We start from the raw sequence: 23905 nt of genomic DNA, 5'->3' as shown, positions 1-23905 counted from the left end.
ATTTTTCCAAATCCTTTGGAAGCACCTGTAATAAAAATAGTTTTTGACATATGGATAATCTTAAATATTATGACCCAAAATTATCGGCAAATCCGTAGCTATATTTATACAAAAGTGGGTAATGATGATACAAAATAACGGTGTCTATTTGTCCAATTTGTACGCAACTGCCAAGGTTGTTCTGAACCCTTCCGACCTGTTTATGGCCGAGGTTTCCTGCATACCTTTCAATTCAATAAATAAACCTGTAGGGCTTAAATAGCCAATACCAGGTCCAACTGCAAATACACGTTCTTTGGTATTTTTTATGTGATAGGTATCCTGATAATAGTGAGTACTACCGTTATAGGAATCCTGCAGCAGTTGGTTTAGGTAATAACCCGCTATTTCAAGTGTTACTCCTGGCGCAATGGAATATTCGGCCGAATAGTTAAAATTATAGGTTATCCCAGGCTTTGCCTTTGTACCAATCTCATCAAAATAGTAGGTAAGGTGATGGCGCATGCTGAATGATAAATTTTTTGTTGGGCTAAGGGTAAAAGTATAATGCGGGAAAATGCGCCAAATATGCGCCCCGGGATTAATATCATAGCCCAATTGGTAAGCGCCTGTTGGTATACCGAGATCAAGCTCCAGCCGGTTAGAGTAATTCATCCCCCAAAGTTTTTTATTTGACCACTGAATAAGCAGACCGGTAATTACATCGCCCAACGGGTTAGGATTAATTGTTGGCATTACGCCATTACTTCCAGTTACTGAAAGTTTCACCAACGGAACAATGGTAGTATATCCTAAATTGCCTCCCAGGAATTTGGCTTTGCTAATGAATATAAGCTGCTGCATGGCCAGTATTGAATTGACCTGTGGCGCATCAGTGATTGTTTGGCCGAAACTGTTTTTGAAATTATTGGATTGATACGCTTGGACAAACTGCATATAATACCATCCCGGCCCGGGGGCGTTGCCATCCTGCATATTAGTAATACCCAAATTGGTTGGCGGCAAACGTGGATCCTGGGCCCAGGCTGATAAACCGGCCACCAGCATCAAAAACATTAAAACAGTTATTTTATAATATAAACGATTATAAGTACCTGTAAACCAAATTTTTTGTTGACGTAAAATATATAGCAATAGTTTCATATTGTTTTGTATTGAGGAGCAAATTGACCGCCCCAATACAAAGGTCATTTAACTATACGGCTAAAAAATGTAGATTTTACAGGATCATCTGTAAATTTCAAAGGTAGCCAGGCTAACAAAAAACACTTACCATCAACGTTATATAGGTACACTAAACTGCAAACTGGCGGCAGCATCCAGAATAATAATTGTAGCCGACCCGGGTGTAAAAGGTATAAAAACTTAAGGTACATTAAACAACGTAAAATTTTTAATACAAATTAACTTAAAGGGTGCTTGTTCACGTGTACTAATTGTGACCACTCACGCACACACGTATCTTTATTATCTATTTATACTATCGCTATCAATATCTATGCAAGAAGAAAAAATCAAAGTATTTAACAGAATCTACGACCTTTTTAAGCACCTTGATGTATCAGTGGCACAAATTGATGTCAATACAGATTTTACCGCTTTCTATGTTAAGGAACTTAAACCACTACCATTTAAATCTCCTGTTTGCCGGTTAAATTATTTTGTATTTAACTTTACTAAACATGGCCGCGGTAGTTACACCATCGATGAACAAACTTTTGAAATTAAGCCCAACACCATTCATTTCACTAACCCGGGCCACTGCCGCGTTTTTGAATGGACGGAGGTAAACGAGGTTTTTCTGATCACCGTGAGTGAAAGTTTTTTAAAAGCGAATGTTCATAGAGATATTTTTGAAGAGTTCCCTTTTCTGCTTTCAGAAACTTATCCGGCAAAGGTAGTGAGCTCTGAGGTATTTGCTGAATTTGAGTATCTTTTCAAGCAGATACACCAAGTTTATCTATCTTCTACCCCTTACCGCACTCGCCTTATCGGTACTTTGTTAGTAGCTATGCTTTTAAAGATCAAAGAATATTTCTGGCTTGATTATAACCCCATATGTGAGGGCAACCGCAGCTCGCAAATTGTGAAAAACTTTAAACGCTTATTAGAAAAACACTATCGGGATCTGCATTCGGGCAAGGTTAATCAGGTGTTCCGGGTTCAGGATTATGCCGATGCTCAGAACCTGCATCCCAACTATCTCAGCAATGTTATCAAAAGCAAAACCGAAAGACCTATCGGTTCATGGATCGCGGAAAAAACGATTATTGAAGCTAAATCGTTATTGCAAAATTCAAATGTATCTGTTAAAGAAATTGCCTACAACCTGGGCTTTACCGATGCTGCTCACTTTGCTAATTACTTCAAAAAACATACAAATACATCCCCATTAACCTTCAGAAAAGCATACGCTACCATTACATCTTAGAATTATGCAAGTATTGCTTTATTAGTTACAACTTTCTGGTTCATATAAACATGACCTTTGTTTTGTCAAACAACAACAATAACAATCAAAACATAAAAAGTCATGAAAACGCTATCAGAAAAAGTAATTTTAATAACCGGATCATCTAAAGGTATTGGAGCAGCAGTAGCTAAAAAAGTAGCCGGCGAAGGTGCTAAAGTAATTATTAACTATGCAGGTGGTGCCCAGGCAGCCGAAGAAACCGTTAATGAGATAAAAGCAAATGGCGGTGATGCCATAGCCCTGCAAGCCGATGTAAGCAAGGCTGATGAAGTAACAGCCATGTTTGATGCCGCTATTGCCCACTATGGTAAAATTGATGTACTGATCAATAACGCGGGCATCATGATCACCAAATTACTGAAAGATACTACCGTAGAAGAGTTTACACGCCAGTTTGAGATCAATGTAACCGGTACTTTTAATACTCTGAAAGAAGCCGCAACCAAACTGGCCGATAACGGATCGGTAATCAACTTCTCTTCTACCCAAACCCGTGTATTAACCCCTACCTATGGCAGCTATGTGGCCACCAAAGGAGCGGTAGAACAACTTACCCGTGTATTTGCTAAAGAGGTAGGCGCACGCGGAATCAATGTGAATGCCGTACAGCCTGGCCCCGTTAATACCGAACTGTTCACCAAAGGTAAATCTGAAGAAGTAATCGCCCGTTTGAATTCTATGAACGCCTTTAACCGCCTGGGCGAACCTGAAGATATTGCCAAAGTGGTGGCCTTTCTGGCCAGCGATGATGCCAAATGGATCAGCGGACAAATTATTGGCCTGAATGGCGCGATGGCTTAATCTTAAGTAAAAAGTCAAAATTAAAAAGTCAAAAAAGAGGTTCGGAAGTCCGGAAGTCGAAAGTCCGGAAACCAAATCATTGAATAAGCAAAACAACTATTAAAAACAATCTTCCGGACTTCCCGACTTGCGGACTTTCGGACTAAAAACTAAAAATCATGAACTCATTAAGAAACAAAGTAGCCCTTATTACCGGCTCAGCAAGAGGTTTAGGCAAAGCAATCGCAGAACGTTACGCATCATTAGGTGCCGACATCGTTATCAATTATTCACGCGATAAAGCAGCTGCCGATGAAGTAGTAAAAAACATTACTGATTTAGGCGTGCGCGTAATTGCAGTACAAGCCGATGTGAGCAAAGTAGCCGAAATTGAAAAATTATTTACAGAAGCTAAAAACGCCTTCGGCAAAATAGACATCGTGGTGGCCAATGCCGGTATTGAAATGGTGGAAACACCGGTAACCGAATTTACTGAAGAACAATTTGACCGCTTATTCTCTATCAATACCAAAGGCACCTATTTTACCATGCAACAGGCCGCCAAGCAAATTCAGGATAATGGCCGCATCATTTATATCGCATCTTCAACAACTTCGTTCCCGGTACCTGGAATGGCGGTTTACGGCGGCAGTAAAACTACCCCACGGTATCTGGTTGATATCCTGTCAAAAGAGATTGGTTATCGCGGTGTAACCGTAAACTCAATTATACCTTTCGCGGTTGATCATTCAGGAATTTTTGCCGAAGCCGATTCGTACCCACGCTTACGGAAACAATTACTTGACAGCTGCCCTATGGGCCGGTTAGCCGAGGTGGAAGATGTTGCCAACGTAGCTGAATTCTTTGCCAGCGATCTTTCCTCTTTCGTAAATGGCCAGCATTTGTTAGTTAACGGCGGTGCAACTAATTAATATGCCTTGATCAAGATCAATCATTCGTTAATACCGATGTGTAGTTGAATTGATCCATCCCCATAAAAAGTCTCAATAAAAAAGCGGCTGTTCTTATCTAGAACAGCCGCTTTTTACATTAAAACAATAGTATTATCTGGCCGATTTGTATGTCCAGGTTTCTTCAAACGATGTTCTGTTGCTACCATTTTCGGTCATGATATATTTAACCTTGAATGAAACAGGGGTAGAACCATCTGACGACATGGTGAACGCGTTTACACCACTTGCGTCAAGTACCGCGGCACGGCCGTTTGTTGCCGGTTGCCCGTAATAATTTACCACAGCGGTAATTTTATTAGAAGCACCATCAATAGTAAACAACGGGCTAAAGCTACCGTAGTAACTACCTGCGCCGCCATTTAAAATGCCGTGCCCAAATGTATTTTGCGACGGATCGTAAATAGCATCTGTGTTAGGGCCCTGAGTCCTTAACTGCATATCATGCGGGTATTGGCCTGTTATAGCTGGGTTAACCGCGTCGGTCATGGTACCGGTTACGGTGTATACCCCATCCCACTTATTTTTTAAGCTGATGATGGTAATTAACCTTGCAAAATTTGCACTGATTGTAAATCCACTTCCATCAACAATAGTTAACGGAAAAGCATAGGTTTTGGTAGGGTCTAAAGCAGCGGTATTGATCTTAACCGGAAACTGTACTTTACGTGCTCCGGCAGGTATAGTAATTTTATTTGATGCTAACGTATAACCTACTGTTGGTAATAGGGTATAGCTTTTACCATTTACCTTATTAAACTGGCTTACTGCAGCCGTATCAACACTTAAAGTAATAGTTACATCTTTACTATTAGCATCTGGTGCCGCGTAATTAACCCAAACAAAATAATCGGCAGGAGTATTTGACACGGTAAATGATGCAGCGATAGAGTTAGCCGCTTCATTACCTGAAGATGAACCGATAGGTAACTCAATAATAGGCTTGTTTTTTGTAAAATCTGGCTGAGAGTTATCTTTTAAACAACCTGATAAACCACTTATCAATACAACGCCGGTCAATAATTTATATATGAAATTCTTTTTCATGTTTATCAATTCAAATTTTGCAATTAGTTAATATCCCAGAATATCCTTGAGGTAAACTGGCTGATGGTTCCTTGTGCCAAAACGTTATCAGGGTTGTAGTTATACTCGCTTTGCGGATAAAGCATCCTTACCGGTATTTTACGTACAATGGCGGCTGGGTTATCTGAAACAGGAATATCTGAAGGGATATTTAACCTGCGGAAATCAGCCCAGCTTTCCATATCATTAATACCATTCATGGCAGCCCATTTCTGGGTCATGATCAGAGTTAACTTATTAGCTGCCTGATCCCAATTGCTCACCGCGGTAGGCATTGCAAGGTAAGCTGACGCGCTGCCTGCACCTAAATAAGTAAACGACTGCTGAACCGCGCTTTCATACAAGCTCCGTACGCTTCCGGTGATATAGCCGCGTTGAGCAGCCTCTGCCTGTAAAAACAATGATTCAAAATCAGTAAACAGTGGCTGGGCCATATCAGCACCTTTCAATATACCTGTGCCAATAGCCGAACGGTTTTGAGGGTTATCCTGAGGACTTTGTGCGGTTGGCCCAAAACGACTACCAGAATAGGTAGTACCCGCACCATCATTAATGGTGGTGTATAAATAACCCAAACGCGGATCATTATTATTCTGATAAAAGTTAATAGCATATTCGCTGGCTATATAATACCTGTGGTTATCAGTTGGTGATGATTTGCCAGCCGGTGTGTAACCAAAACTTGAATAAAATGGATTTTGCTTTCCGGTTGAATTGGTAAAGCCTGGATTTACTGAACCACCCTCACCTACACCAATAAAGCCCATTCCATTAGCGGTAATTTTCGCTATCTCACCTTTAATGTAAGCATCCCTGCCAGCTATTTCCGACTGACGTAACAGGATACGCAGTTTTAAAGTATTGGCAAACTTACCCCATTTTTGCGCATCGCCTTTGTACATGATATCATAAGCGCCATCTGAAGAACTTACCTTACCTACTAAACCTTTGAAAAGTGTTGCTGCAGTATCCAGTTTTTTAGCCAGATCTTCATAAACAGCCTGATCTTTATCATATTTAGGTCTGATAGATGCTGTTGCTTTTAAAGCATCACTGTAGGGTATATTACCAAACACATCAACCAGGTTATGATAATCATAAGCTTTCATGGTTTTTGCTATAGCCGTGTAGAAAACATCATTAGTGGCATTACCCTGTTTTTCTAAATAATCATAGTCTTCCAGGTTATCGTATAAACTGTTCCAAATACCATTAGCCGGACCATAATTGGTGGTAAACTGGTAACTGCGTTCTTCTGCAAAAGCCGCCACAGCACCGCTGTAGTTCCAATAGCCTATCCAGGCAGATGCAAACTGGTAAAAATTGCTTGACCCGGTAGTACTTCCAGCTGTTCTGTTCAACGCATTGGTTAATACCAAACCTGATGCAACATTTGTTGGGCTGTTCGGGTTCGTATTTATATCTAAATAATTTTTCGCGCAGCCTCCTAAAAGAGTAACAGCTGCCGAACAAAATAATATGAGTTTGCTTTTCATTACAGTAACATTAATTTTTTAAAGTGTAAAACTTGCTGTAAAACCATAGATGCGCGTTGGCGGAGTTTGGTTCAAGCCGGTTGATCCCTGGGCATTGTCAGTGGTGTTGTTAAACTCCGGATCGGAATACGGATTGCTCTTAGGCCTGAACATAAACAGGTTACGGCCTACCAGTGCAAAACTTGCCCTTTTAATAAATTTAATACCGCGTAAATATTCGGCAGGAACTTCATAGCCTAATGATAGCTCACGAATTTTTATAAAAGCAGCGCTGGTTACATAGTTTTGCATTACGCCATAACGGGTTGTTGAGCCTGCCCAATAATCAATACCTCCCGAGTTGGTAGTAACGTTAGTATTGGGTACATATACACCTGAACCAGGCGAAGTTTCAATTACCGAGTTAGGATATACAAAGCGTTCGCGGCCGTTAGTTGCCGAACCATAGCTGATACCTGAGAAATCCATGGTACTTCCGGCTCCGCTGTAAATAACGCTACCGCCACGATATTCTGCAGTACCAGCCAGTGTAAAGTGATGGTAACTAAAGCTTGTGCTAACACCTAATATATTTTTAGGGGTTGTTTGGCCAAATAAAAGATTGGTTTGGCTTAGTTTAGGGTATCCGCTGGTAGCATCAACAACCGTATGACCATGTCCATCTGTTTGAAAGCCGCTACCCATCAATACCGGATATGGCTGCCCAACAACAATATAGTTATCGTTCTGAATACTTAAATTAGGTAGGCCTTGGTATAAGGAAATAGCCTTATTTTGATTGTAAGAGTAATTTACACCTATGTTCCAGGTAAAGCCATTATTTTGGTTAACTATTGGTGTACCTTTTAATGAAACCTCAAAACCGTGGTTTTTGCCTGAACCGGTGTTAATGATTGCATTGGTAAAACCTGTAGCATTTGAAATGTTGATACCTTTAAGGATTTCCTGGTCGCTGGTGGTTTCCCAGTAAGCTGCGGTTTCTAATGAAATTCTATTGTTAAGGAAACCTAATTCTAACCCGATCTCTTTGGATACGGTTTGTTCCGGTTTCAAATCAGGTGCATAAACAGTGTTACCTACACTGTAACCTGCTGTATTACCGTAAGGAAATCCGCTGCCTACACTAAAGGTAGCTTGCAATTGATACGGATCAAACTGCACAGCAGATACTTTAGCGATACCACCTCTTAACTTACCATAATTTATTATTTTATTATCCTTCAGGAACGGAAGGGCATCGGTAAATACCCATGACAGATCTACAGAAGGGTAAAAAAACGAGCGATTTTCTTTCGATAATCTGGAATCCCAGTCATTACGGCCAGATGCATGTAAAAACAGGTAGTTTTTGTAGCCAACAGTTAAGTCGCCAAAAGCTCCTTCCCTACGATATTTTGTACTACCTTCTGAAACATTCGCATCGCCCGCACGTGAACCTACGTTATAAAAATCGGGGATAACCAAAAAGTCGGTACCTACAGAGAGGTTACGCACTGATTCTTGGATAACCTGAGTACCTAAAATAAGATTTGCGTTGAAATCACCTACCTTCTTTTTAAACGTAGCCAAAAAGCTGCCTTCCATTCTGCTTTTGAAATAGGAATAATCACCCTCACCTGCCTGACGGCTTTGAGGGTTTGCAATTGCCTTACCACTTTCAGTTGCAAAATCAGAATAGTTTATTGCTTGTGTAATGTTTTTGCCATTACGGTTACTTGTATTGATACCACCTTTGGCAGTTAAGTTAAGCCACGGAGCTACATCATAACTTAAAGTTAAGCTCCCCAGCAGATCATCCCGGCGCTCATTGTTGCGCACTTGCTGCAGGTAATAATATGGGTTTAAACCATAATCATTAAAATAATTATTCAGGTTACCATATAGTGAGTTGATATCGCTATACTGTGAAAGTGGAATTTCGGCAGGGGTATTGATAACGTTATTGTACAACTGCGCGTTTGATTTATCAATATTGCGCTGCGTATAATCAAAGGTATAATCAAGTTTAAACTTGTTATAGTTACGGGTACCGTTTAAACGCACTGCCGTTCTGTTTGATTTATCGCCGGGTACATATCCCTTGCTATCTACACGCTGGATATTGAAGTAGGTAGAACCATTGTCGTTACCTGTGGTAAAGCTCAGATCATTTTGCTCGTCAACACCGGTATTAAAGAATTTCTCTTTCTCGCCAGATTGGTTGCTGTAAGGAACCATCTGGATAGTACCATCAGGCAAAGGACGGCCGATTGGGCGGATGCTACCATCAAATCTATCACCAAAGTTTTGGTTTTCAAAAGGTGTATATTGCGGAAAACCGTAAATATCCTGGCCAGAACCACCACCAAACTGCGTTTGCATTTTAGGGAAATAAGCCAGCTGGTTTAATGAAGTTGTATTGGTGTAAGTTACCTCGCTGATATCTTTTTTACCATGCTTAGTTGTTACAACCATAACTCCATTTGAAGCCTCTGAACCGTACAAGGCAGCCGCGTTGGCACCCTTCAGTATGTTTACACTTTCAACATCATTAGGGTTAATGGAGTTTAGGTATGATAATGGAGCTACAACACCATCTAAAACCAATAAAGCCTGGTTATTACCCGAAAAAGAGCGGTTACCACGCAATACAACCCTAACCTGATCACCGGCATCAATTTGGTTATTGGTTTGTATGATCTGCAAACCAGCTACCTTACCTGATAGGCCTGTTGCCAGGTTAGTAGGCCTGCCTGCTGTAAGATCCTTAGCGTTTACCTGCTGGGTAGCATAACCCAACTCGCGCGATGACCTTTTGATACCTAACGCGGTTACCACAACCTCGCTTACCTGCCTAACATCGTCATGCAATACTACATCAAGGTTGGTTTTGCCATTTACAGGCACCTCTAAACGGGTAAAACCAATAAAGGTAAATACCAGTACGCTGTTATTATCAGGCACTTTGATGCTGTATTTACCATTTATATCAGTACTTACGCCTATTGTGGTACCTTTTACCGCAACTGCTACACCTGGCAATGTTTCGCCGGCAGCACTTTTTACGATACCTGTTACGGTAATGGCAACAGCATTACCTGCAGAAGGCTTGTTATCAAGTACAATGGCATCATTAACCACCTCGTACTTAATATTATGCTGATCAAGCAGGTTGTTCAGCGCGTCTTTCAGGGTGATGTCGTTCGCGTCAACAGAAACTAACTGATCTGCATTAATAACATCCTTACTGTAAACAAATTTTACGTCAGCTATGGCTGCTACTTTTTTGAGTACAGATTTTAACGCAGTGTTTTTTGCCGAAAAGTTTATATGCCGTTCTAAAGCCACACTTTGGGCCTTAGTTGTGCTGGCATATGAGGCACCCGTTATAGCAAGTGCAATGGCTAACTGACTCAGAGTGACTTTCATTATTTTATATAAGTCAATACGATCATGTAAAAATAAATTCATAGATTAGATTGTTTCTTTTGGAAAAAAATGAGACAAATAATCCCCTTCAGAGCTCTGGGGCTCTATAATCAAGAGGTGGTTTTTCTGAACAGGGGTGGTAACGACACTCCTGTTCATCTTTTCTGGTTATGGGCTGCGCAGCGTTTGTTTTTTTACATATGACTTGTTTTAAATCCTACTTTTTTTCATTTATTACTATTTTGAAATAACAATATCATTACCCTGCATGCTATAAGTAACATGCAACGATTTGGATATCATCATTAAAATATCGGGCAAATTATTGCCGTTTAAATCGGCGGTTATGTGCCGGTCGTTTAAATCCGGACTTGAGGTTTTAATATTTACCTGATAGTTATTCTGCAATGCCTTGATTACAGTGCCCAGGCTGGCATTCTCAAAAGTGAGGTTTAGCTTATGCCATATCAATAAGCCAGTTTGAGGGCTAACATTAGTTTTTTTCAGGTCTTTGTTATTTTCGGCATAAATAGCCTCCTCATCAGGTTTCAGCATTACATTTAACTTGCTGGTGTTATTTTTTTCAGCAACTGAAGTGTTATTATCATTAATACTTACTGATACTTTACCGGTTAGCACCGATACCCGGGTAAGCCGGCCAGGAATTGAGCTGATCTTGAAGCTGGTACCCCAAACCTTGGTTAATACCTTACCCGTTGTAATTACAAATGGATGCGCGGCATCTTTTGTTACTTCAAAAAATGCCTCACCACTCATATTAACCTCACGTAAACTTTTTTGAGTAAAATTAGCTGGATAACTTATAGTAGTGCCCGGCTGTATCCAGATAGTACTGCCATCAGGGAGCGTTTGCTTACTGATCAGGGCCGAAGAATTAACAATCCGGATAACGTTGACATCTTTAGCCGGGTTTATTACACTTTTTTTATTCAGGTTTGTTAAATACAATCCAAAACCCAGCACAATGATGATGGTTGCGGCTATTGACCACCACTTCCATGAAGATGATCTGTTTATTTTTACAGGAATTTCATTAATAGAGTGGTTGTCAAGATCTGTATGGCTATCCATAGCTTCGCTGATATAACTATCCAGCTTACCTTGCGCCATTAAATGAATAAAAACCTGTAACTCATCGTCAGTAAGTTTTTTATCCACGTATCTTTTAACTAAAATCCTGTAGTAATTTTCGCCCATATGTTCCGATTACACCCATAAGACAAAAAAAGAGGGTCATAGGGTAGCTAAAAGATTAACTTTTTTTTAAATAAATATTAATTAACAGATTTACTCCTGGTTTTTCGTCTCAAAAACTCAAACAATTAAAAAACATAAGTAAAAACCTGAAAAGTTTTACCTTTTAAGAAAACAAGAAAATATTAGCGCTTAAAAATGACAAACAGAAGCAGAGATACCAAAATATCCAGCTCCTTTTCAACAGATGACCGGAAAACCTTCATGGCATGCACCATATGGTTTTTTACCGCGTTTCTTGAAATATTAAGCGTAGCAGCTACCTCATCATAAGTTCGGCCATACTCGCGGCATTGTTTAAATATTTCTTTAGTACGCTCAGGCAGAGAATTAAGAGTGCGTTTTAAAAACAGGAGATATTCTTTGTCGATGATATCATCTTCGGTAACATTCCGTAATTGGATAAAACCTTTTACCACCTCTGTTATAGCAACATCTGATTTAAAAACTTCTTTTAGCCGGTTAAAAGTATGGTTGCGGGCTGTAACAAACAAATAAGCTTTAAATGATTGAACATTTTCAAGACGATGACGATTTTCCCATATCTTGATAAATATTTCCTGCGTCAGGTCTTCAGCTAAGGGTACCGAGTTAACAAATTTTATGACGAAACGAAAAATCTCACGGCTGTGCAATTCATAAATCTTGTTAAAGCTTTGCTCATTGCCCTCAATTAATTGTTGCAACAAAAATTGTTCGTTATCCGCGGAATTAACTTTCAATGTTTGGATTAGTGATTTGTCATTGCTGAAGCTCAAAATTAAAATTCAATTAACGTAATAATAACAAATTTACAAAATTTACAATAGCATGTCAAATTCAATAAACATTTAGCAATTTCAACACATACTTAATAAGTATTATTTACTATATAGGCACCTGAAAGTTCACTAATCATAAATATCAATTAATGCTTTTAAATATTGTTTAAACAGTTAATTTAAAGACACTTAAGTAAGCAATATTAATTATATATAATTATTTCAGATTGTTACTTACGAAAAGCGTGTTAATATGCACTAATCAACATTTGCGCGTCATTCTTTATTTGTATGTCATATTTCGGCATTCATATTTAAATGCCATTTATCTCACTGAACGCCCTGTACATTTGCCTCAAACCAAACATATACTATTCAAATGGAAAACACAGAAAATTTAAAAGTTACCTACCTGGGTGGCCCAACAATCATCCTGGAAATTTCAGGGATCCGCTTCATTGTCGATCCTACTTTCGATGAGGCAAATACCACTTATCCATTAGGCCCCAATTTAACAGTTACCAAAACAGCTGGCCCTGTATCAACTGATATTGGCCATATCGATGCTATACTGCTTAGCCATGATCAGCACTATGATAATTTTGATGGCGCAGGCCGCGAATTAGCCAAAAAAGTTGATAAGGTATTTATTACCGCCGAAGGTGCCGAGCGTATGAAGGGTTCAAGCATTGGTCTGCATCCCTGGGAGAGCTATATTATGGACGCACCAAATGGCGACAAGGTAACCATTACCAGTACACCAGCCAGGCACGGACCTGCAGGCATAGAAAAAATTTCTGGTGAGGTTACCGGATATATCATCACCGTGAGTGGCAGTGCAAACTATGAGTTATACATCACCGGCGATACTGTATATTATGATGGGGTTGCGCAAGTTGCTAAAAAGTATAAACCAGCTTATATATTTGCAAATGCAGGCGGAGCACAGCCAAGGGGGCCATTTTTTGTTACCATGAGCACAAATGATGTTTTAGATACATCTTATGTTTTCCCTGAGGCTATAGTAATTCCGCTGCACTATGAAGGCTGGTCGCACTATACACAGGGGCAGGATGCACTTACTCAAAGTTTTAATGCGTTAGGTATAGGCAACCGCTTAAAAATATTACCGGCCGGCATTTCAGAAAGTTTGCCTGTGTAAATACACTATAAAAGCACAGAATCTGTTAACTTGAACACCTGCTTAAATACAGTCGGTATCAAGTTAACAGATCCTTTTTATTAAAATTTAAATATGCGTACTCAAAAGGTTGATCCGGAAAATGTAGATCTGAAATTGTTTGAAACCTTCAGCGAGTTTGGTTATGAAGGGTCATCAATGGAACTGCTGGCACAGGCAACAGGATTAAAAAAAGCAAGTCTGTATCACCGTTTTCCAAAAGGAAAACAAGAAATGGCACAACGCGCGCTAAGTATTGTTGAGGAATGGATACAGCAAAATATTGTGATAGTAGCGGCTGATAAAAAACTAAAACCCGAAACCCGGCTACAAAAAATAATAACGGCAATTGATGAGTTATATAATGGCGGTGCTAATAACTGCCTGCTCAGAACTTTAACCATAGGCACAGATGCCTACAAATTTAAAGAACAGGTTAATAATTGTTTTAACCTGATTGCCGATGGCTTTGCGACTATCGCCATTGATATGGGCATATCGCCAGAAAAAGCAAAGCAACTGGCAAAAACTATTAACCCCATAATTCAAGGTTCACTTGTGTTGGCCGGAGCTACAGGCGATGTAAGTTATTTTAAAGATGGCTTGGCCAAAATCCCCCCTTTGTTGGCTATTTAATTCAAATCTTCCAGCGTTTGTTGTATTAGTTATGGTATTAATGGTACTAATTATGGAAAATTGCTTTTTGATTTTATTTTTTACCGAACGTTCGGTAATTTTAATCATTCAATAAAAACAACTTAAAATTAAATAACCATGAAAAGTCAAACACAACACCACTACCGCAACATTAATGGTGTAAACATTTTTTATCGCGAAGCAGGTCCTAAAGATGCACCTGTATTGGTATTACTACATGGCTACCCAAGCTCATCGCACATGTACAGGAACTTAATCAATGACCTGTCTGATAAATATCATTTAATTGCTCCCGATTACCCGGGCTATGGCAGAAGCGAACAGCCTCCCATCGCTGAGTTTTCTTACACTTTTGAAAACTACTCAATAATTGTACAAGAACTTTTAGATCAGCTTAATATTAAAAAATACAGCTTATATCTGATGGATTACGGCGCACCGGTTGGATGGCGCATTGCATCAAATCATCCTGAGAGGATTGATACCCTGATCGTTCAAAACGGCTGTGCTTATGACGAAGGCCTGGAAACTTTCTGGGACCCGATCAAAGCCTATTGGAAAAACAAGAATGATAAAGAGGCAGAAGCTACCTTAAGAACATTCCATGATGCCAATGGTTTAAAATGGCAATATACCCATGGCGTTCCCGACGAAAGCGTGATTAGCCCTGATAATTGGGAAATTGACCTTCGCCACCTGGAAAGGCCGGAAAACGATCAGATTCAGTTAGATATGTTTTACGATTACCGTACCAATGTTGAGCTATACCCTAAATGGCAGCAGTATTTACGTACCCATAGTCCGGAGATGCTGATCGTATACGGTAAAAACGATTATATTTTCCCTGTAGCCGGAGCAGAAGCTTATAAAAAAGATGTTAAAAACCTTGAATACCATTTATATGATGCCGGCCACTTTGCTTTGGAAAGCAACGGTAAAGAAATTGCCGATACTATCAGGCAATTTTTAGATAAAAAAACAGGAAAATAATATTAACAACATAAAAGCATACCACTGATGTTTCATGATCAGTGGTATGCTTTTATCATTATCAGTACCTTTAAAAACATTTAAACTTTGGCTATGGATACTAACCCGCACAATATATATATGGATCGTTGCTTTGAACTGGCTGCAATGGCTGCATCACAGGGCGAAAGCGCGGTGGGCTGTGTTGTTGTGCAAAACGGTGAAATTATAGGCGAGGGCTACGAGAAAAGCCGTCAGCTTAAAGATGTTACCCGCCATGCCGAAGTGGTTGCTATTTTAGATGCGATACAAAAACATGGAACCTGCGAGGGAGCGACACTCTACTCAAACGTGGAGCCTTGTATACTTTGCTCCTATGTTATCAGGCATCATAAAATCGCAGCGGTAGTATTTAATAAATACTGCGGGGAGCTGGGCGGGACTAATGAAAAATTCAATATACTAACCACTAATGCAATAAACAGCTGGATATCTGCCCCTGTTGTTCACATTTATAATGCCGACTGATTTTAATATCAGACTTAATCTTTAAATGGCCCCCTTTGCTGTATATGCAAATAAGGGTAAGCTTGGTATACTTTTAAAATACTGTTTACTCACTTTTTTAATGGTATGCTTTGTCACATTTATACTGCATTTTACTCCTGTTAATGCTTTGTTAATATCAGTGGGGTATGTTGGCAGCCAAAATATATTACCCACAAAACGTTATGTTATTTAAAAGAAAAATAAGCCCTTTCATGAGCAGGGTCTGTGCCGGATTAATGGTTATGCTTACGGCTTGCATAAACAGCAATGCACAGGAGCAATCAACTCATAAGAGTCCCTGGGCACCTACCGAATTAGGCGAGTTGCCACCCGTTGCCGGTTTGAGCAACGGCGTATGGTTAAAAGGCGAGCTTCACCTGCACTCCAGTCATAGTAAAGAGTCATCTAACAACCCAATCTCAAAAATAGTTGCCTTCTCCAAATCTGTAGGTATGGATTATATCTGCATTACCGATCATGACAACCACGTGGATGGCGATATTGCGCACAATACCTGGGCCGATCCTGATTTCAAATCAGACAATTCGCTCATTATGCTATACGGTGCCGAGTGGACAACCACGCGCGGTCACGGCAATGTTTTTTCAGCTAAACCATATGATCATCAGCGACTGTATGACGTTCGTGATCAGCGCGACGTAGTTGTTGGTGCCGTGAAGAAAGAACTCGGCGTTCATCTATCGGCCAATCACCCGAGCGGAAAAGACCATTTCGGATACTCATATGATATGGTTAACTCTATCGAAGTATGGAACTCGGCTGTTTGGCCAAAAAATGCCAATGCCATCATGATCTGGGACGATATGCTTTCATCAGGTCGTAAATTAACTGGTCGCGGCGGAAGCGATGCTCATCACGGCGTTCCTGACAGCCCTGATAAAGCAACCAAAAACAGCTACCAGGCCAAAGCCAACTATGTGGGCACACCTACCACATGGGTATTTGCTACGGCACGTACTTCGCAGGCTATTATTGACGCACTTACCAATGGTCGCGTTTGTGTAAGCTCAAACCCATACGCACCCCGTGTTGAATTTTACGCCGACATTAACCAGGATGGCAAAATGGATATGATGATGGGCGACAATGTTAAAGCTACAGGTAAACCGGTAAAATTTCAGGTAAAGCTAACAGGTAACACCGTTGCCGACGCAACTTACACCGTTAATGTTGTTAAAGATGGTAACCCTTTTGGTACCTTTAAAGCTACAGGTAAAGCACCTACCGTTGAATTTACGGACACACCAAAAACAATCGGCCGTACTTATTATCGTGTTACCGTAGAAGGCCCGCCTACAGCCTATCCGCAAGTTCCAGAATCGGCAGCCTTGAGCGGCAATATGGTTGGCTTATCAAATCCTATCTACTTCAACTTCGACCCGAATTTTTAATTTCTGACAAACTCTATTTTAAAAAGCCTGCAATATTCATTGCAGGTTTTTTTATTTCAAGCTATTATGCTTAAATTCAAGTAAATAAAAATTATACGGGTAACTAATCCATTTATTAAATCGTAAGTCAAACACAACAAGTGTTCAGAAGAAGTAAAAACAAAAAAAGGTTGTCATTTCGAGAGAGCATGGGCGGGAATGCGTGTAGCGCGACCGAGAAATCTTATACAATATACTGGCAGACTTACTGCTCGTATTAAATTTCTCCTTGTTCCTCGTCGAAATGACACCTCCTTCTATTTTTTCTGAACGCCTTCAAAACAAGGGCGAATGTTAGGGTAAGTTTGTACTTAAGGTCATATTCATTTAGCTATGTTCATTACAGGTTAAAATAAGTTAAATAAATATGACTGTGTATCAACTTAGCTTAAGCACAAGCGCATAGTTTTTGCTATATATTTGTTATATAATTTAAAGTCATGCAAAGGAAATTAATCATCATTGCCAGCTTGCTCATCAGTAGTTTTTATAGCGGGGTAGTACATGCCCAGCAAACCACCAAACTGGCGCCAGATCAAAACCCAAGGTATCTGGAAAGCGAGTATAAATATGTCAGAAATGCAGACACTCTGAACAGCCTGCATGGCACTACCATTCAAAATACTTATAAAGCCTATGACTGGTATGAGGCCAAATTAGTACGCCGCCAGCAAAACCGCGAATGGCGTCATCAGGAACGTCTGAACGGATATTATGACTCTCCATCATGGGGTCTTTACGGTGGGTACTCTTATCCATACAGTAGCTTTGGCTATGGCTGGGGTAATGGCTACGGAAACCGCTGGGGCGGTTGGGGCGGCCGCCGCTGGGGTGGCCGGGCCAGCATTGGTATTGGCTATGGCTGGTAACAATTTAAACTTAACACAATCTAAAACATCATAAAACCCACGATTAAACACAAATGAAATTAAATAAACTTTTAACAGTTGCTGCCATTGCAGTTTCAGGGATGCTTATCGCATCATGCTCCAGACAAGTTACCCGCTTAAGTACAGACGAAACCATAGACATTAGCGGTAACTGGAATAACAGCGACTCCAGAATGGTTGCTGCCGACCTAACTGATAAAATATTAAATGCCAATTGGATAAATACCCATCAGGAAGAACATCAGGGTAAAAAACCGGTAGTTATTGTAGGCTTTGTTCAAAACAAAAGCCATGAACATATTGATGCCGAAACATTTGTAAAAGATGTGGAAAGCGCATTTATCCAAACTCAAAAAGTACGCTTGGTACAGGGCGGCAAAAAACGTGAAGAACTGCGGGCTGAGAAAGCCGATCAGCAAACCAACGCCACAGTTTCAAGTATGAAAAAATTTGGTTTGGAAAGCGGTGCCGATTACATTTTGCAAGGCTCTATCAATTCAATTGTTGATGCACACAAACGTCAAAAAGTGGTTTATTACCAGGTAAACCTGGAACTTACCAATATTCAAACTAATGAAGTTGTTTGGATAGGCGAAAAGAAAATAGCCAAGTACGTTAAAAACTGATCCAGCATTTTTCATTGCCCTGAACCTTGCAACCCAACGTTCAGGGCAATTTATATTTCATAATGATAAACATTCGTAGGTATATTCTCCAGGCATCGTCTGTAATAGGGTTGATGCTTTTTTTGTTAGGCTGCGCATCTTACAACGACCGCATTATTCCGTACTATAAAAATATTTCGGCAGGAAACTATAAGGCGGCAGAAACCGAGCTCGACAAAAACAGCCTCCTGCAAAAGCCGCGTAACCAATTACTTTTTTTAATGGAAAAAGGCCGCGTAGCGCACCTGAACGGAGAATATAACAACAGTAACACATATTTTAACCAGGCCGATTCGCTATTAGAACAAGGCTTAACGAGTACCGCTGATGAAGCGGTAGGTGTATTGCTGAACCCGATGTCGCAAAGGTACAAGGGCGAGGATTTTGAAAAATTCATGATCCATTACTATAAAGCCCTTAATTACATGTACCTGAACAATACTGAAGATGCTATAGTTGAAGCCAGGCGCATCAGCCTGCAGGCTCAGGAACAAGGCGATAAATTCAATAATAAAGATAAGCGCTACAGTAACGATGCGTTTTCGCTCATGCTGCAGGGTATGCTTTATGAAAGCAATAACGATATCAACAATGCCTTTATATCATACCGTAACGCGGCCGAAATATATTTGAAAGCTCCTGATAAAACTTATTATGGTACGCCCATGCCTTTAGGATTGCAGCAAGACGTAATTCGCACGGCATCACTAAACGGCTTTACCACCGAGGCCGATCAGTTTGAAAAAACATTTGGCATCACCTATCAGCCTCAAAAACCAAGTGAAGGCGGCGACCTGATATTTTTCTGGGAAAATGGCCTTGCACCGGTTAAAACCCAGGTTGATCTGTTTTTTAGTTTGATCAGGAACAGTGATGGCGATCTCTTTTTTACAGATGCGGCAGGCGGCCTGGTACTCCCCTTTTATTACAACGGCGATCGGAACAGAGTGAATACCAAATCGGTAGAAAGCTTACGGGTGGCCTGGCCTAAGTATGTAGCGCAAACACCTTATTTTTCAAGTGCTATAATTACAGCCAACCAAACCCAGATTCCGCTGCAAAAGGCCGAAGATATTAACCAACTGGCCTTTAAAACCCTACAGCAGCGCACCCTTAACGAAATGGGCAAAATATTAAGCAGGCTCGCAGCTAAAAAAATTGCCGAATACGCGTTGCGAGCAAGTGCCAAAAGCGGCGATGGCAAAAACAACTCCTTATTAGAAGGATTGGGCTATGGCGTGCAACTGTACAGCTTATTATCTGAAAAAGCCGATACCCGCAACTGGCAAACCCTGCCGGCCAATATATCATACGCCCGCATCCCATTGCAAAAAGGCGAAAACCAAATAACCATCACCCTAAAAAATGCCCGCGGTACTGATGAAACCAAAACCATTAAGGTAAATGGCACAGGCAGGCTGCAGTTTTATAATTATTCAACATTAAGATAGGTTGTAAACAAGGACCTATGGCTTTCCAACAGCGGATTAAACAATATAGGAATCCGATTTTGTCATTGCGAGCGTAGCGTGGCAACCGCGAACATTACAGAGAAACTTGGGTAATTCGCGATTGCTTCGTCGTTCCTCCTCGCAATGACGAATTTTAATATGATATCAATTCAACCCCCTGCTGTCCGAAGTCTCTGACTTCGGACTTCTATGCTTGTAGTCTCAAGACTACAGTTTTGGTTGCAAACTACAGGCATAGAGATTCGAAATCAGAGACTTTGAACAGCGAATCCCGGTTCAAACGTAGATTCACATTACATGTGTCTTTTCAGCTCTTTAACTGTTATATTTATGTGTGGTAAACCCCAATCAACCTAAATATAAGTCATGGCGCAAAACAAAACAACTGAAACTAATGTCAGTGTCACCGATTTTTTGAACACCATAACCGACGATACTAAACGTTCCGATAGCTTTAAACTGGTAGAGATCATGGAAAATCAAACTGGTTACCAAGCCAAAATGTGGGGGCCAGCCATTGTGGGCTTTGGCAGTTATCATTACAAATATGAAAGCGGCCGCGAGGGCGACGCTCCACTGGTTGGGTTTTCGCCCCGTAAAGCCGAAATTTCTATTTACCTTATGCTGAACCAGATTGAACGAGAAACACAACTTACCAATTTGGGCAAATACAAAACCGATGGCGGCTGCATCCGCATTAAAAAGCTACAGGATATTGATATAGATGTACTTTTGAAAATAGCCTCGTCGTCAATAGCCTATTTAAAAGAGAAGTATCCCGCTTAACAGAGTTTACCTATTCCTTACAGCTATACGGTTTTTAAACAAGCTGTTCAGTTTCTTGTTAAGTTGAAATGAAACATCAGCACAGGCCTTACCAACCTATTGAAAACTACGGCATTATCGGCAACCTTAAAACGGTGGCACTGGTATCACTTTCCGGGTCAATCGATTTCATGTCATTCCCACGGTTTGATTCACCAACCATATTCGCCGCCATGCTTGATGCCAACACCGGCGGTTACTTTTCCATTGAACCGCAAATGAAAAATTATAAAAGCAAGCAGTTATATATTCCGGGTACGGCCGTGCTGCTTACCCGTTTTTTTGCCGACGAGGGCATAGCCGAGATCATTGATTACATGCCTATGAACAAGGCCACCGGAAACTCGCAAAGCAATATCATTCGTAAGGTAAAAACCATCAGGGGGAGCATCACTTATAAAATGCACTGCTCGCCCCGGTTTGATTATGCCCAGGCCAAACATAAAAGCAAATTAAGCGGCAATCATATCCAATTTTCGTCAATTAATGATGGCAATGCCAGCGTTAGGCTTATTGCTGATATACCGCTGCAATTAAAAAATAAAGATGGCTATGCAGAATTTACGCTTGAGGAAGGAACCATTGCCCACATTGTTTTAGAATCTGTTGAGGAAGGCGATGAACACCATTTCCGGGATATTGACCATTACGCTAAACATACCTATACCGAAACCATCAGCGACTGGCGCCAGTGGGTGAAGAAATCAGCGTATTCGGGCCGCTGGAGCGAATTGGTACACCAATCAGCTATAACCTTAAAGTTGCTAACGGCCTGTGAGTTTGGATCTGTAGTGGCGGCCGCCACGTTCGGGCTACCTGAAACAATCAAAGGCAATCGCAACTGGGATTACCGTTTCACCTGGATCAGGGACGCAGCTTTTACCATGTATGCCTTTTTACGCTTAGGATTAAATGAAGAAGCAACGGATTTTTTAAAATGGATATTTGACCTTTGCAAGGAGAACAAACTACAGCTGATTTATGGGGTTGATGGCGGTACCGAACTACAGGAAACCGCACTCGATCATTTGGAGGGTTACCAGAAATCGAAACCGGTACGCATAGGTAATGCTGCCGTTAATCAGTTACAAATTGATATCTATGGTGAGTTGATTGACACTATTTACATCTACAACAAATCATACAAACCCATAACATTTGAATTTTGGTCGCTGATATGCCAGCTGGTTGATGCCGTGATTCGCGACTGGCAGTTGCCCGATCATGGCATATGGGAGATCAGGAGCGAGAAACGGGAGTTTTTGCACACACGCCTCATGTGCTGGGTAGCTATGGATAGGGCCATAAAAATTGCCGAGGACCGTTCGTTCCCCTACCCCGTGCTGGAATGGACTGAAGTTCGCGATAAAATTTATACAGACATTTACCATAATTTCTGGAACGAGGATATCAAAGCCTGGGTACAGTATAAAGGTGCCAGTGTTGTTGATGCCAGCGTATTGCTGATGCCCTTAACACATTATATATCGCCCCTGGAACCCCGCTGGCTTTTAACTATGGATGCTATTGAAAATAATCTGAAACTTGATGTACTGCTTTATCGTTACCAAAACGCGGCAGAAAAAATTGATGGCCTTGATGGTGAAGAAGGTACATTTAATCTGTGCTCATTCTGGTACATTGAGGCGCTGGCCAAAAGTGGTAAAATAGACCAAGCGGTTGAATCTTTCGAAAAAATGATGGGGTATGCCAATCACCTCGGTCTTTTCAGCGAAGAGTTGGGCAAAAAAGGCGAGCATCTGGGTAATTTTCCACAAGCTTTTACACACCTGGCTTTGATTAGCGCTGCTCTTGAACTGGATAAGCAGATAAGCCGCATTATTTAAGATCCAAAATTTTATAAATCACAGACAAAATTTTATAAAACATATCTCGCCTAATAGCTTAGCTTTGTTTTAAATGAAGAAAGCGGCCATAATAAGTCTTACAGCGTTTTACCTGTTACTCACCACAGGGATGTTTGTATGTATGATACACTGTGCCGGCGAAAGCATTTTTCAACCCAAAATGACTATGGCCATGCACCCTAATGATAACCATCATCAGGGAAAACATCAGCATAAACCAAATGATAAAGATTGTGATTGCTGCAAAAAGCATGGCAACTACGTAATTAAAGAAAACATAAAACCGGCAACTGTTGATCTGCAAGCTCCGCAGTTAGCTGCCTTAATTCAGCAGTTTAATTATATAACTGTCGCTAAGAATTACTCCCCAGTTTACTCGCCCGAATTACCCTATGGAAAAGCTCCTCCGGGTATATCCGGCAAGTTTATTTCTATAAAACTACGTTCCCTCCAGATCTGATCAATCATCAGTCAGTTGTTATACAACCTGATATTCTATTGCCCTGTTTTATTTCTATTTTAGAAACATGCTATCGCATTCAATAAGCGCTATTGCCCATTTGATGCTATACGTCAATAAGTAAAAATTCAAATCATTTTAAAATTAAAATCATGAAACCTTTAAAAACACTCATCATATTATTAACTGTATTAGTTTCTTATTCAAGCGTTAAGGCCCAGGATAACCCTGCGGTTACGGCCGTTAACAAGGTATTAGCTGCTTATCTTGACGTTAAAAATGCTTTGATAGCCGATAACTCCGCTGTTACAAAAGCTAAAGCAAAAGACCTGCTGACCGCTGTAACCGCTGTACCGATGGATAAACTTACTGCCGATCAGCACAAAACCTGGATGACGTATTTTGAAAAACTGCAGTTTGACAGTCGCCACATCAGCGAAAGTGATGCCATTGATCACCAGCGCGAGCATTTTACCAGCCTGTCAAAAAACATGTATGAGACTGTTAAAGCTTTGAAATTAAATACCTCAACTATTTACGAGCAATATTGCCCTATGAAAAAAGCTACCTGGTTAAGCGAAAGCAATGCCGTTAAAAACCCTTACTACGGCAAACAAATGCTTACCTGTGGTAGTACAAAGGAAACATTAGCTCCGGCTAAGTAATATT

The 23905-nt window shown here is 40.6% G+C and carries 21 protein-coding genes; 15 read left to right on the top strand and 6 right to left on the bottom strand.

What is annotated here, in order from left to right; translation table 11 throughout:
- Positions 1 to 144 precede the first annotated feature (144 nt).
- Positions 145 to 1143, bottom strand: a complete 999-nt coding sequence (locus tag AAGC65_RS09090) for a transporter (protein ID WP_343112126.1) — start codon at positions 1141 to 1143, stop codon at positions 145 to 147.
- 355 nt (positions 1144 to 1498) lie between these two features.
- Between AAGC65_RS09090 and AAGC65_RS09085 the strand changes: the two genes are divergently transcribed.
- From AAGC65_RS09085 to AAGC65_RS09075, 3 genes are all read left to right on the top strand, one after another.
- A complete protein-coding gene (locus tag AAGC65_RS09085; protein ID WP_343112125.1) occupies positions 1499 to 2431 on the top strand; it encodes an AraC family transcriptional regulator in 933 nt (310 codons plus the stop codon).
- 102 nt (positions 2432 to 2533) lie between these two features.
- Positions 2534 to 3274: an SDR family oxidoreductase gene (locus AAGC65_RS09080; protein WP_343112124.1), complete on the top strand. Its 741-nt coding sequence runs from the start codon at positions 2534 to 2536 to the stop codon at positions 3272 to 3274.
- Between the two features lie 158 nt (positions 3275 to 3432).
- Positions 3433 to 4185, top strand: coding sequence for an SDR family oxidoreductase (locus tag AAGC65_RS09075; RefSeq protein ID WP_343112123.1), 753 nt, complete (start codon positions 3433 to 3435; stop codon positions 4183 to 4185).
- A 132-nt stretch (positions 4186 to 4317) separates the two neighbouring features.
- Here the strand turns inward: AAGC65_RS09075 and AAGC65_RS09070 are convergent, their stop codons facing one another.
- The 5 genes from AAGC65_RS09070 to AAGC65_RS09050 all read right to left on the bottom strand — a co-directional run bounded on the left by AAGC65_RS09070 (position 4318) and on the right by AAGC65_RS09050 (position 12211).
- Positions 4318 to 5271: a DUF1735 domain-containing protein gene (locus AAGC65_RS09070; protein WP_343112122.1), complete on the bottom strand. Its 954-nt coding sequence runs from the start codon at positions 5269 to 5271 to the stop codon at positions 4318 to 4320.
- 23 nt (positions 5272 to 5294) lie between these two features.
- On the bottom strand, positions 5295 to 6806 hold the full coding sequence (locus AAGC65_RS09065) for a SusD/RagB family nutrient-binding outer membrane lipoprotein (RefSeq protein ID WP_343112121.1): 1512 nt from the start codon (positions 6804 to 6806) through the stop codon (positions 5295 to 5297).
- A gap of 18 nt (positions 6807 to 6824) precedes the next feature.
- Positions 6825 to 10214 (bottom strand): SusC/RagA family TonB-linked outer membrane protein, encoded by a 3390-nt coding sequence (locus tag AAGC65_RS09060; RefSeq protein WP_343112120.1) that lies wholly within the window; start codon positions 10212 to 10214, stop codon positions 6825 to 6827.
- Positions 10215 to 10451: 237 nt separating this feature from the next.
- A complete protein-coding gene (locus AAGC65_RS09055) occupies positions 10452 to 11393 on the bottom strand; it encodes a FecR family protein (protein ID WP_343112119.1) in 942 nt (313 codons plus the stop codon).
- 221 nt (positions 11394 to 11614) lie between these two features.
- Positions 11615 to 12211, bottom strand: coding sequence for an RNA polymerase sigma-70 factor (locus AAGC65_RS09050; RefSeq protein WP_343112118.1), 597 nt, complete (start codon positions 12209 to 12211; stop codon positions 11615 to 11617).
- 418 nt (positions 12212 to 12629) lie between these two features.
- Between AAGC65_RS09050 and AAGC65_RS09045 the strand changes: the two genes are divergently transcribed.
- From AAGC65_RS09045 to AAGC65_RS08990, 12 genes are all read left to right on the top strand, one after another.
- Complete coding sequence (locus AAGC65_RS09045) at positions 12630 to 13412, top strand: MBL fold metallo-hydrolase (RefSeq protein WP_343112117.1); 783 nt, start codon at positions 12630 to 12632, stop codon at positions 13410 to 13412.
- A 93-nt stretch (positions 13413 to 13505) separates the two neighbouring features.
- Positions 13506 to 14066: a TetR/AcrR family transcriptional regulator gene (locus tag AAGC65_RS09040; RefSeq protein WP_343112116.1), complete on the top strand. Its 561-nt coding sequence runs from the start codon at positions 13506 to 13508 to the stop codon at positions 14064 to 14066.
- Positions 14067 to 14204: 138 nt separating this feature from the next.
- A complete protein-coding gene (locus tag AAGC65_RS09035; RefSeq protein WP_343112115.1) occupies positions 14205 to 15077 on the top strand; it encodes an alpha/beta hydrolase in 873 nt (290 codons plus the stop codon).
- Between the two features lie 93 nt (positions 15078 to 15170).
- Positions 15171 to 15584 carry a nucleoside deaminase gene (locus AAGC65_RS09030; RefSeq protein ID WP_343112114.1) on the top strand — a complete coding sequence of 138 codons (414 nt, stop codon included), beginning with the start codon at positions 15171 to 15173 and terminating at the stop codon, positions 15582 to 15584.
- Positions 15585 to 15817: 233 nt separating this feature from the next.
- The gene (locus AAGC65_RS09025; RefSeq protein ID WP_343112113.1) at positions 15818 to 17017 is read left to right on the top strand and encodes a CehA/McbA family metallohydrolase; all 1200 of its coding nucleotides are present in this window, start codon (positions 15818 to 15820) and stop codon (positions 17015 to 17017) included.
- A gap of 479 nt (positions 17018 to 17496) precedes the next feature.
- Positions 17497 to 17925, top strand: coding sequence for a hypothetical protein (locus AAGC65_RS09020; protein ID WP_343112112.1), 429 nt, complete (start codon positions 17497 to 17499; stop codon positions 17923 to 17925).
- 53 nt (positions 17926 to 17978) lie between these two features.
- Positions 17979 to 18572: a penicillin-binding protein activator LpoB gene (locus tag AAGC65_RS09015; protein WP_343112111.1), complete on the top strand. Its 594-nt coding sequence runs from the start codon at positions 17979 to 17981 to the stop codon at positions 18570 to 18572.
- A gap of 62 nt (positions 18573 to 18634) precedes the next feature.
- Positions 18635 to 20062: a hypothetical protein gene (locus AAGC65_RS09010; protein WP_343112110.1), complete on the top strand. Its 1428-nt coding sequence runs from the start codon at positions 18635 to 18637 to the stop codon at positions 20060 to 20062.
- 387 nt (positions 20063 to 20449) lie between these two features.
- Complete coding sequence (locus tag AAGC65_RS09005; protein WP_343112109.1) at positions 20450 to 20869, top strand: DUF1801 domain-containing protein; 420 nt, start codon at positions 20450 to 20452, stop codon at positions 20867 to 20869.
- A gap of 68 nt (positions 20870 to 20937) precedes the next feature.
- Positions 20938 to 22755, top strand: a complete 1818-nt coding sequence (locus tag AAGC65_RS09000; protein WP_343112108.1) for a glycoside hydrolase family 15 protein — start codon at positions 20938 to 20940, stop codon at positions 22753 to 22755.
- Positions 22756 to 22828: 73 nt separating this feature from the next.
- The gene (locus AAGC65_RS08995) at positions 22829 to 23236 is read left to right on the top strand and encodes a hypothetical protein (RefSeq protein WP_343112107.1); all 408 of its coding nucleotides are present in this window, start codon (positions 22829 to 22831) and stop codon (positions 23234 to 23236) included.
- Positions 23237 to 23388: 152 nt separating this feature from the next.
- On the top strand, positions 23389 to 23901 hold the full coding sequence (locus AAGC65_RS08990; protein WP_343112106.1) for a DUF3347 domain-containing protein: 513 nt from the start codon (positions 23389 to 23391) through the stop codon (positions 23899 to 23901).
- Positions 23902 to 23905: the final 4 nt, after the last annotated feature.

This window comes from Mucilaginibacter sp. (assembly GCF_039207105.1).
In the GTDB taxonomy this organism is placed as follows: Bacteria; Bacteroidota; Bacteroidia; order Sphingobacteriales; family Sphingobacteriaceae; genus Mucilaginibacter.
This window is presented reverse-complemented; position numbering and strand designations above follow the sequence as displayed.

What these genes read in the sequence shown, in the direction of transcription:
- AAGC65_RS09090 (WP_343112126.1), bottom strand. Translation starts at nt 1,143, where the DNA reads ATGAAACTATTGCTATATATTTTACGTCAACAAAAAATTTGGTTTACA.
- AAGC65_RS09085 (WP_343112125.1), top strand. Translation starts at nt 1,499, where the DNA reads ATGCAAGAAGAAAAAATCAAAGTATTTAACAGAATCTACGACCTTTTT.
- AAGC65_RS09080 (WP_343112124.1), top strand. Translation starts at nt 2,534, where the DNA reads ATGAAAACGCTATCAGAAAAAGTAATTTTAATAACCGGATCATCTAAA.
- AAGC65_RS09075 (WP_343112123.1), top strand. Translation starts at nt 3,433, where the DNA reads ATGAACTCATTAAGAAACAAAGTAGCCCTTATTACCGGCTCAGCAAGA.
- AAGC65_RS09070 (WP_343112122.1), bottom strand. Translation starts at nt 5,271, where the DNA reads ATGAAAAAGAATTTCATATATAAATTATTGACCGGCGTTGTATTGATA.
- AAGC65_RS09065 (WP_343112121.1), bottom strand. Translation starts at nt 6,806, where the DNA reads ATGAAAAGCAAACTCATATTATTTTGTTCGGCAGCTGTTACTCTTTTA.
- AAGC65_RS09060 (WP_343112120.1), bottom strand. Translation starts at nt 10,214, where the DNA reads ATGAAAGTCACTCTGAGTCAGTTAGCCATTGCACTTGCTATAACGGGT.
- AAGC65_RS09045 (WP_343112117.1), top strand. Translation starts at nt 12,630, where the DNA reads ATGGAAAACACAGAAAATTTAAAAGTTACCTACCTGGGTGGCCCAACA.
- AAGC65_RS09040 (WP_343112116.1), top strand. Translation starts at nt 13,506, where the DNA reads ATGCGTACTCAAAAGGTTGATCCGGAAAATGTAGATCTGAAATTGTTT.
- AAGC65_RS09035 (WP_343112115.1), top strand. Translation starts at nt 14,205, where the DNA reads ATGAAAAGTCAAACACAACACCACTACCGCAACATTAATGGTGTAAAC.
- AAGC65_RS09030 (WP_343112114.1), top strand. Translation starts at nt 15,171, where the DNA reads ATGGATACTAACCCGCACAATATATATATGGATCGTTGCTTTGAACTG.
- AAGC65_RS09025 (WP_343112113.1), top strand. Translation starts at nt 15,818, where the DNA reads ATGAGCAGGGTCTGTGCCGGATTAATGGTTATGCTTACGGCTTGCATA.
- AAGC65_RS09020 (WP_343112112.1), top strand. Translation starts at nt 17,497, where the DNA reads ATGCAAAGGAAATTAATCATCATTGCCAGCTTGCTCATCAGTAGTTTT.
- AAGC65_RS09015 (WP_343112111.1), top strand. Translation starts at nt 17,979, where the DNA reads ATGAAATTAAATAAACTTTTAACAGTTGCTGCCATTGCAGTTTCAGGG.
- AAGC65_RS09010 (WP_343112110.1), top strand. Translation starts at nt 18,635, where the DNA reads ATGATAAACATTCGTAGGTATATTCTCCAGGCATCGTCTGTAATAGGG.
- AAGC65_RS09005 (WP_343112109.1), top strand. Translation starts at nt 20,450, where the DNA reads ATGGCGCAAAACAAAACAACTGAAACTAATGTCAGTGTCACCGATTTT.
- AAGC65_RS09000 (WP_343112108.1), top strand. Translation starts at nt 20,938, where the DNA reads ATGAAACATCAGCACAGGCCTTACCAACCTATTGAAAACTACGGCATT.
- AAGC65_RS08995 (WP_343112107.1), top strand. Translation starts at nt 22,829, where the DNA reads ATGAAGAAAGCGGCCATAATAAGTCTTACAGCGTTTTACCTGTTACTC.
- AAGC65_RS08990 (WP_343112106.1), top strand. Translation starts at nt 23,389, where the DNA reads ATGAAACCTTTAAAAACACTCATCATATTATTAACTGTATTAGTTTCT.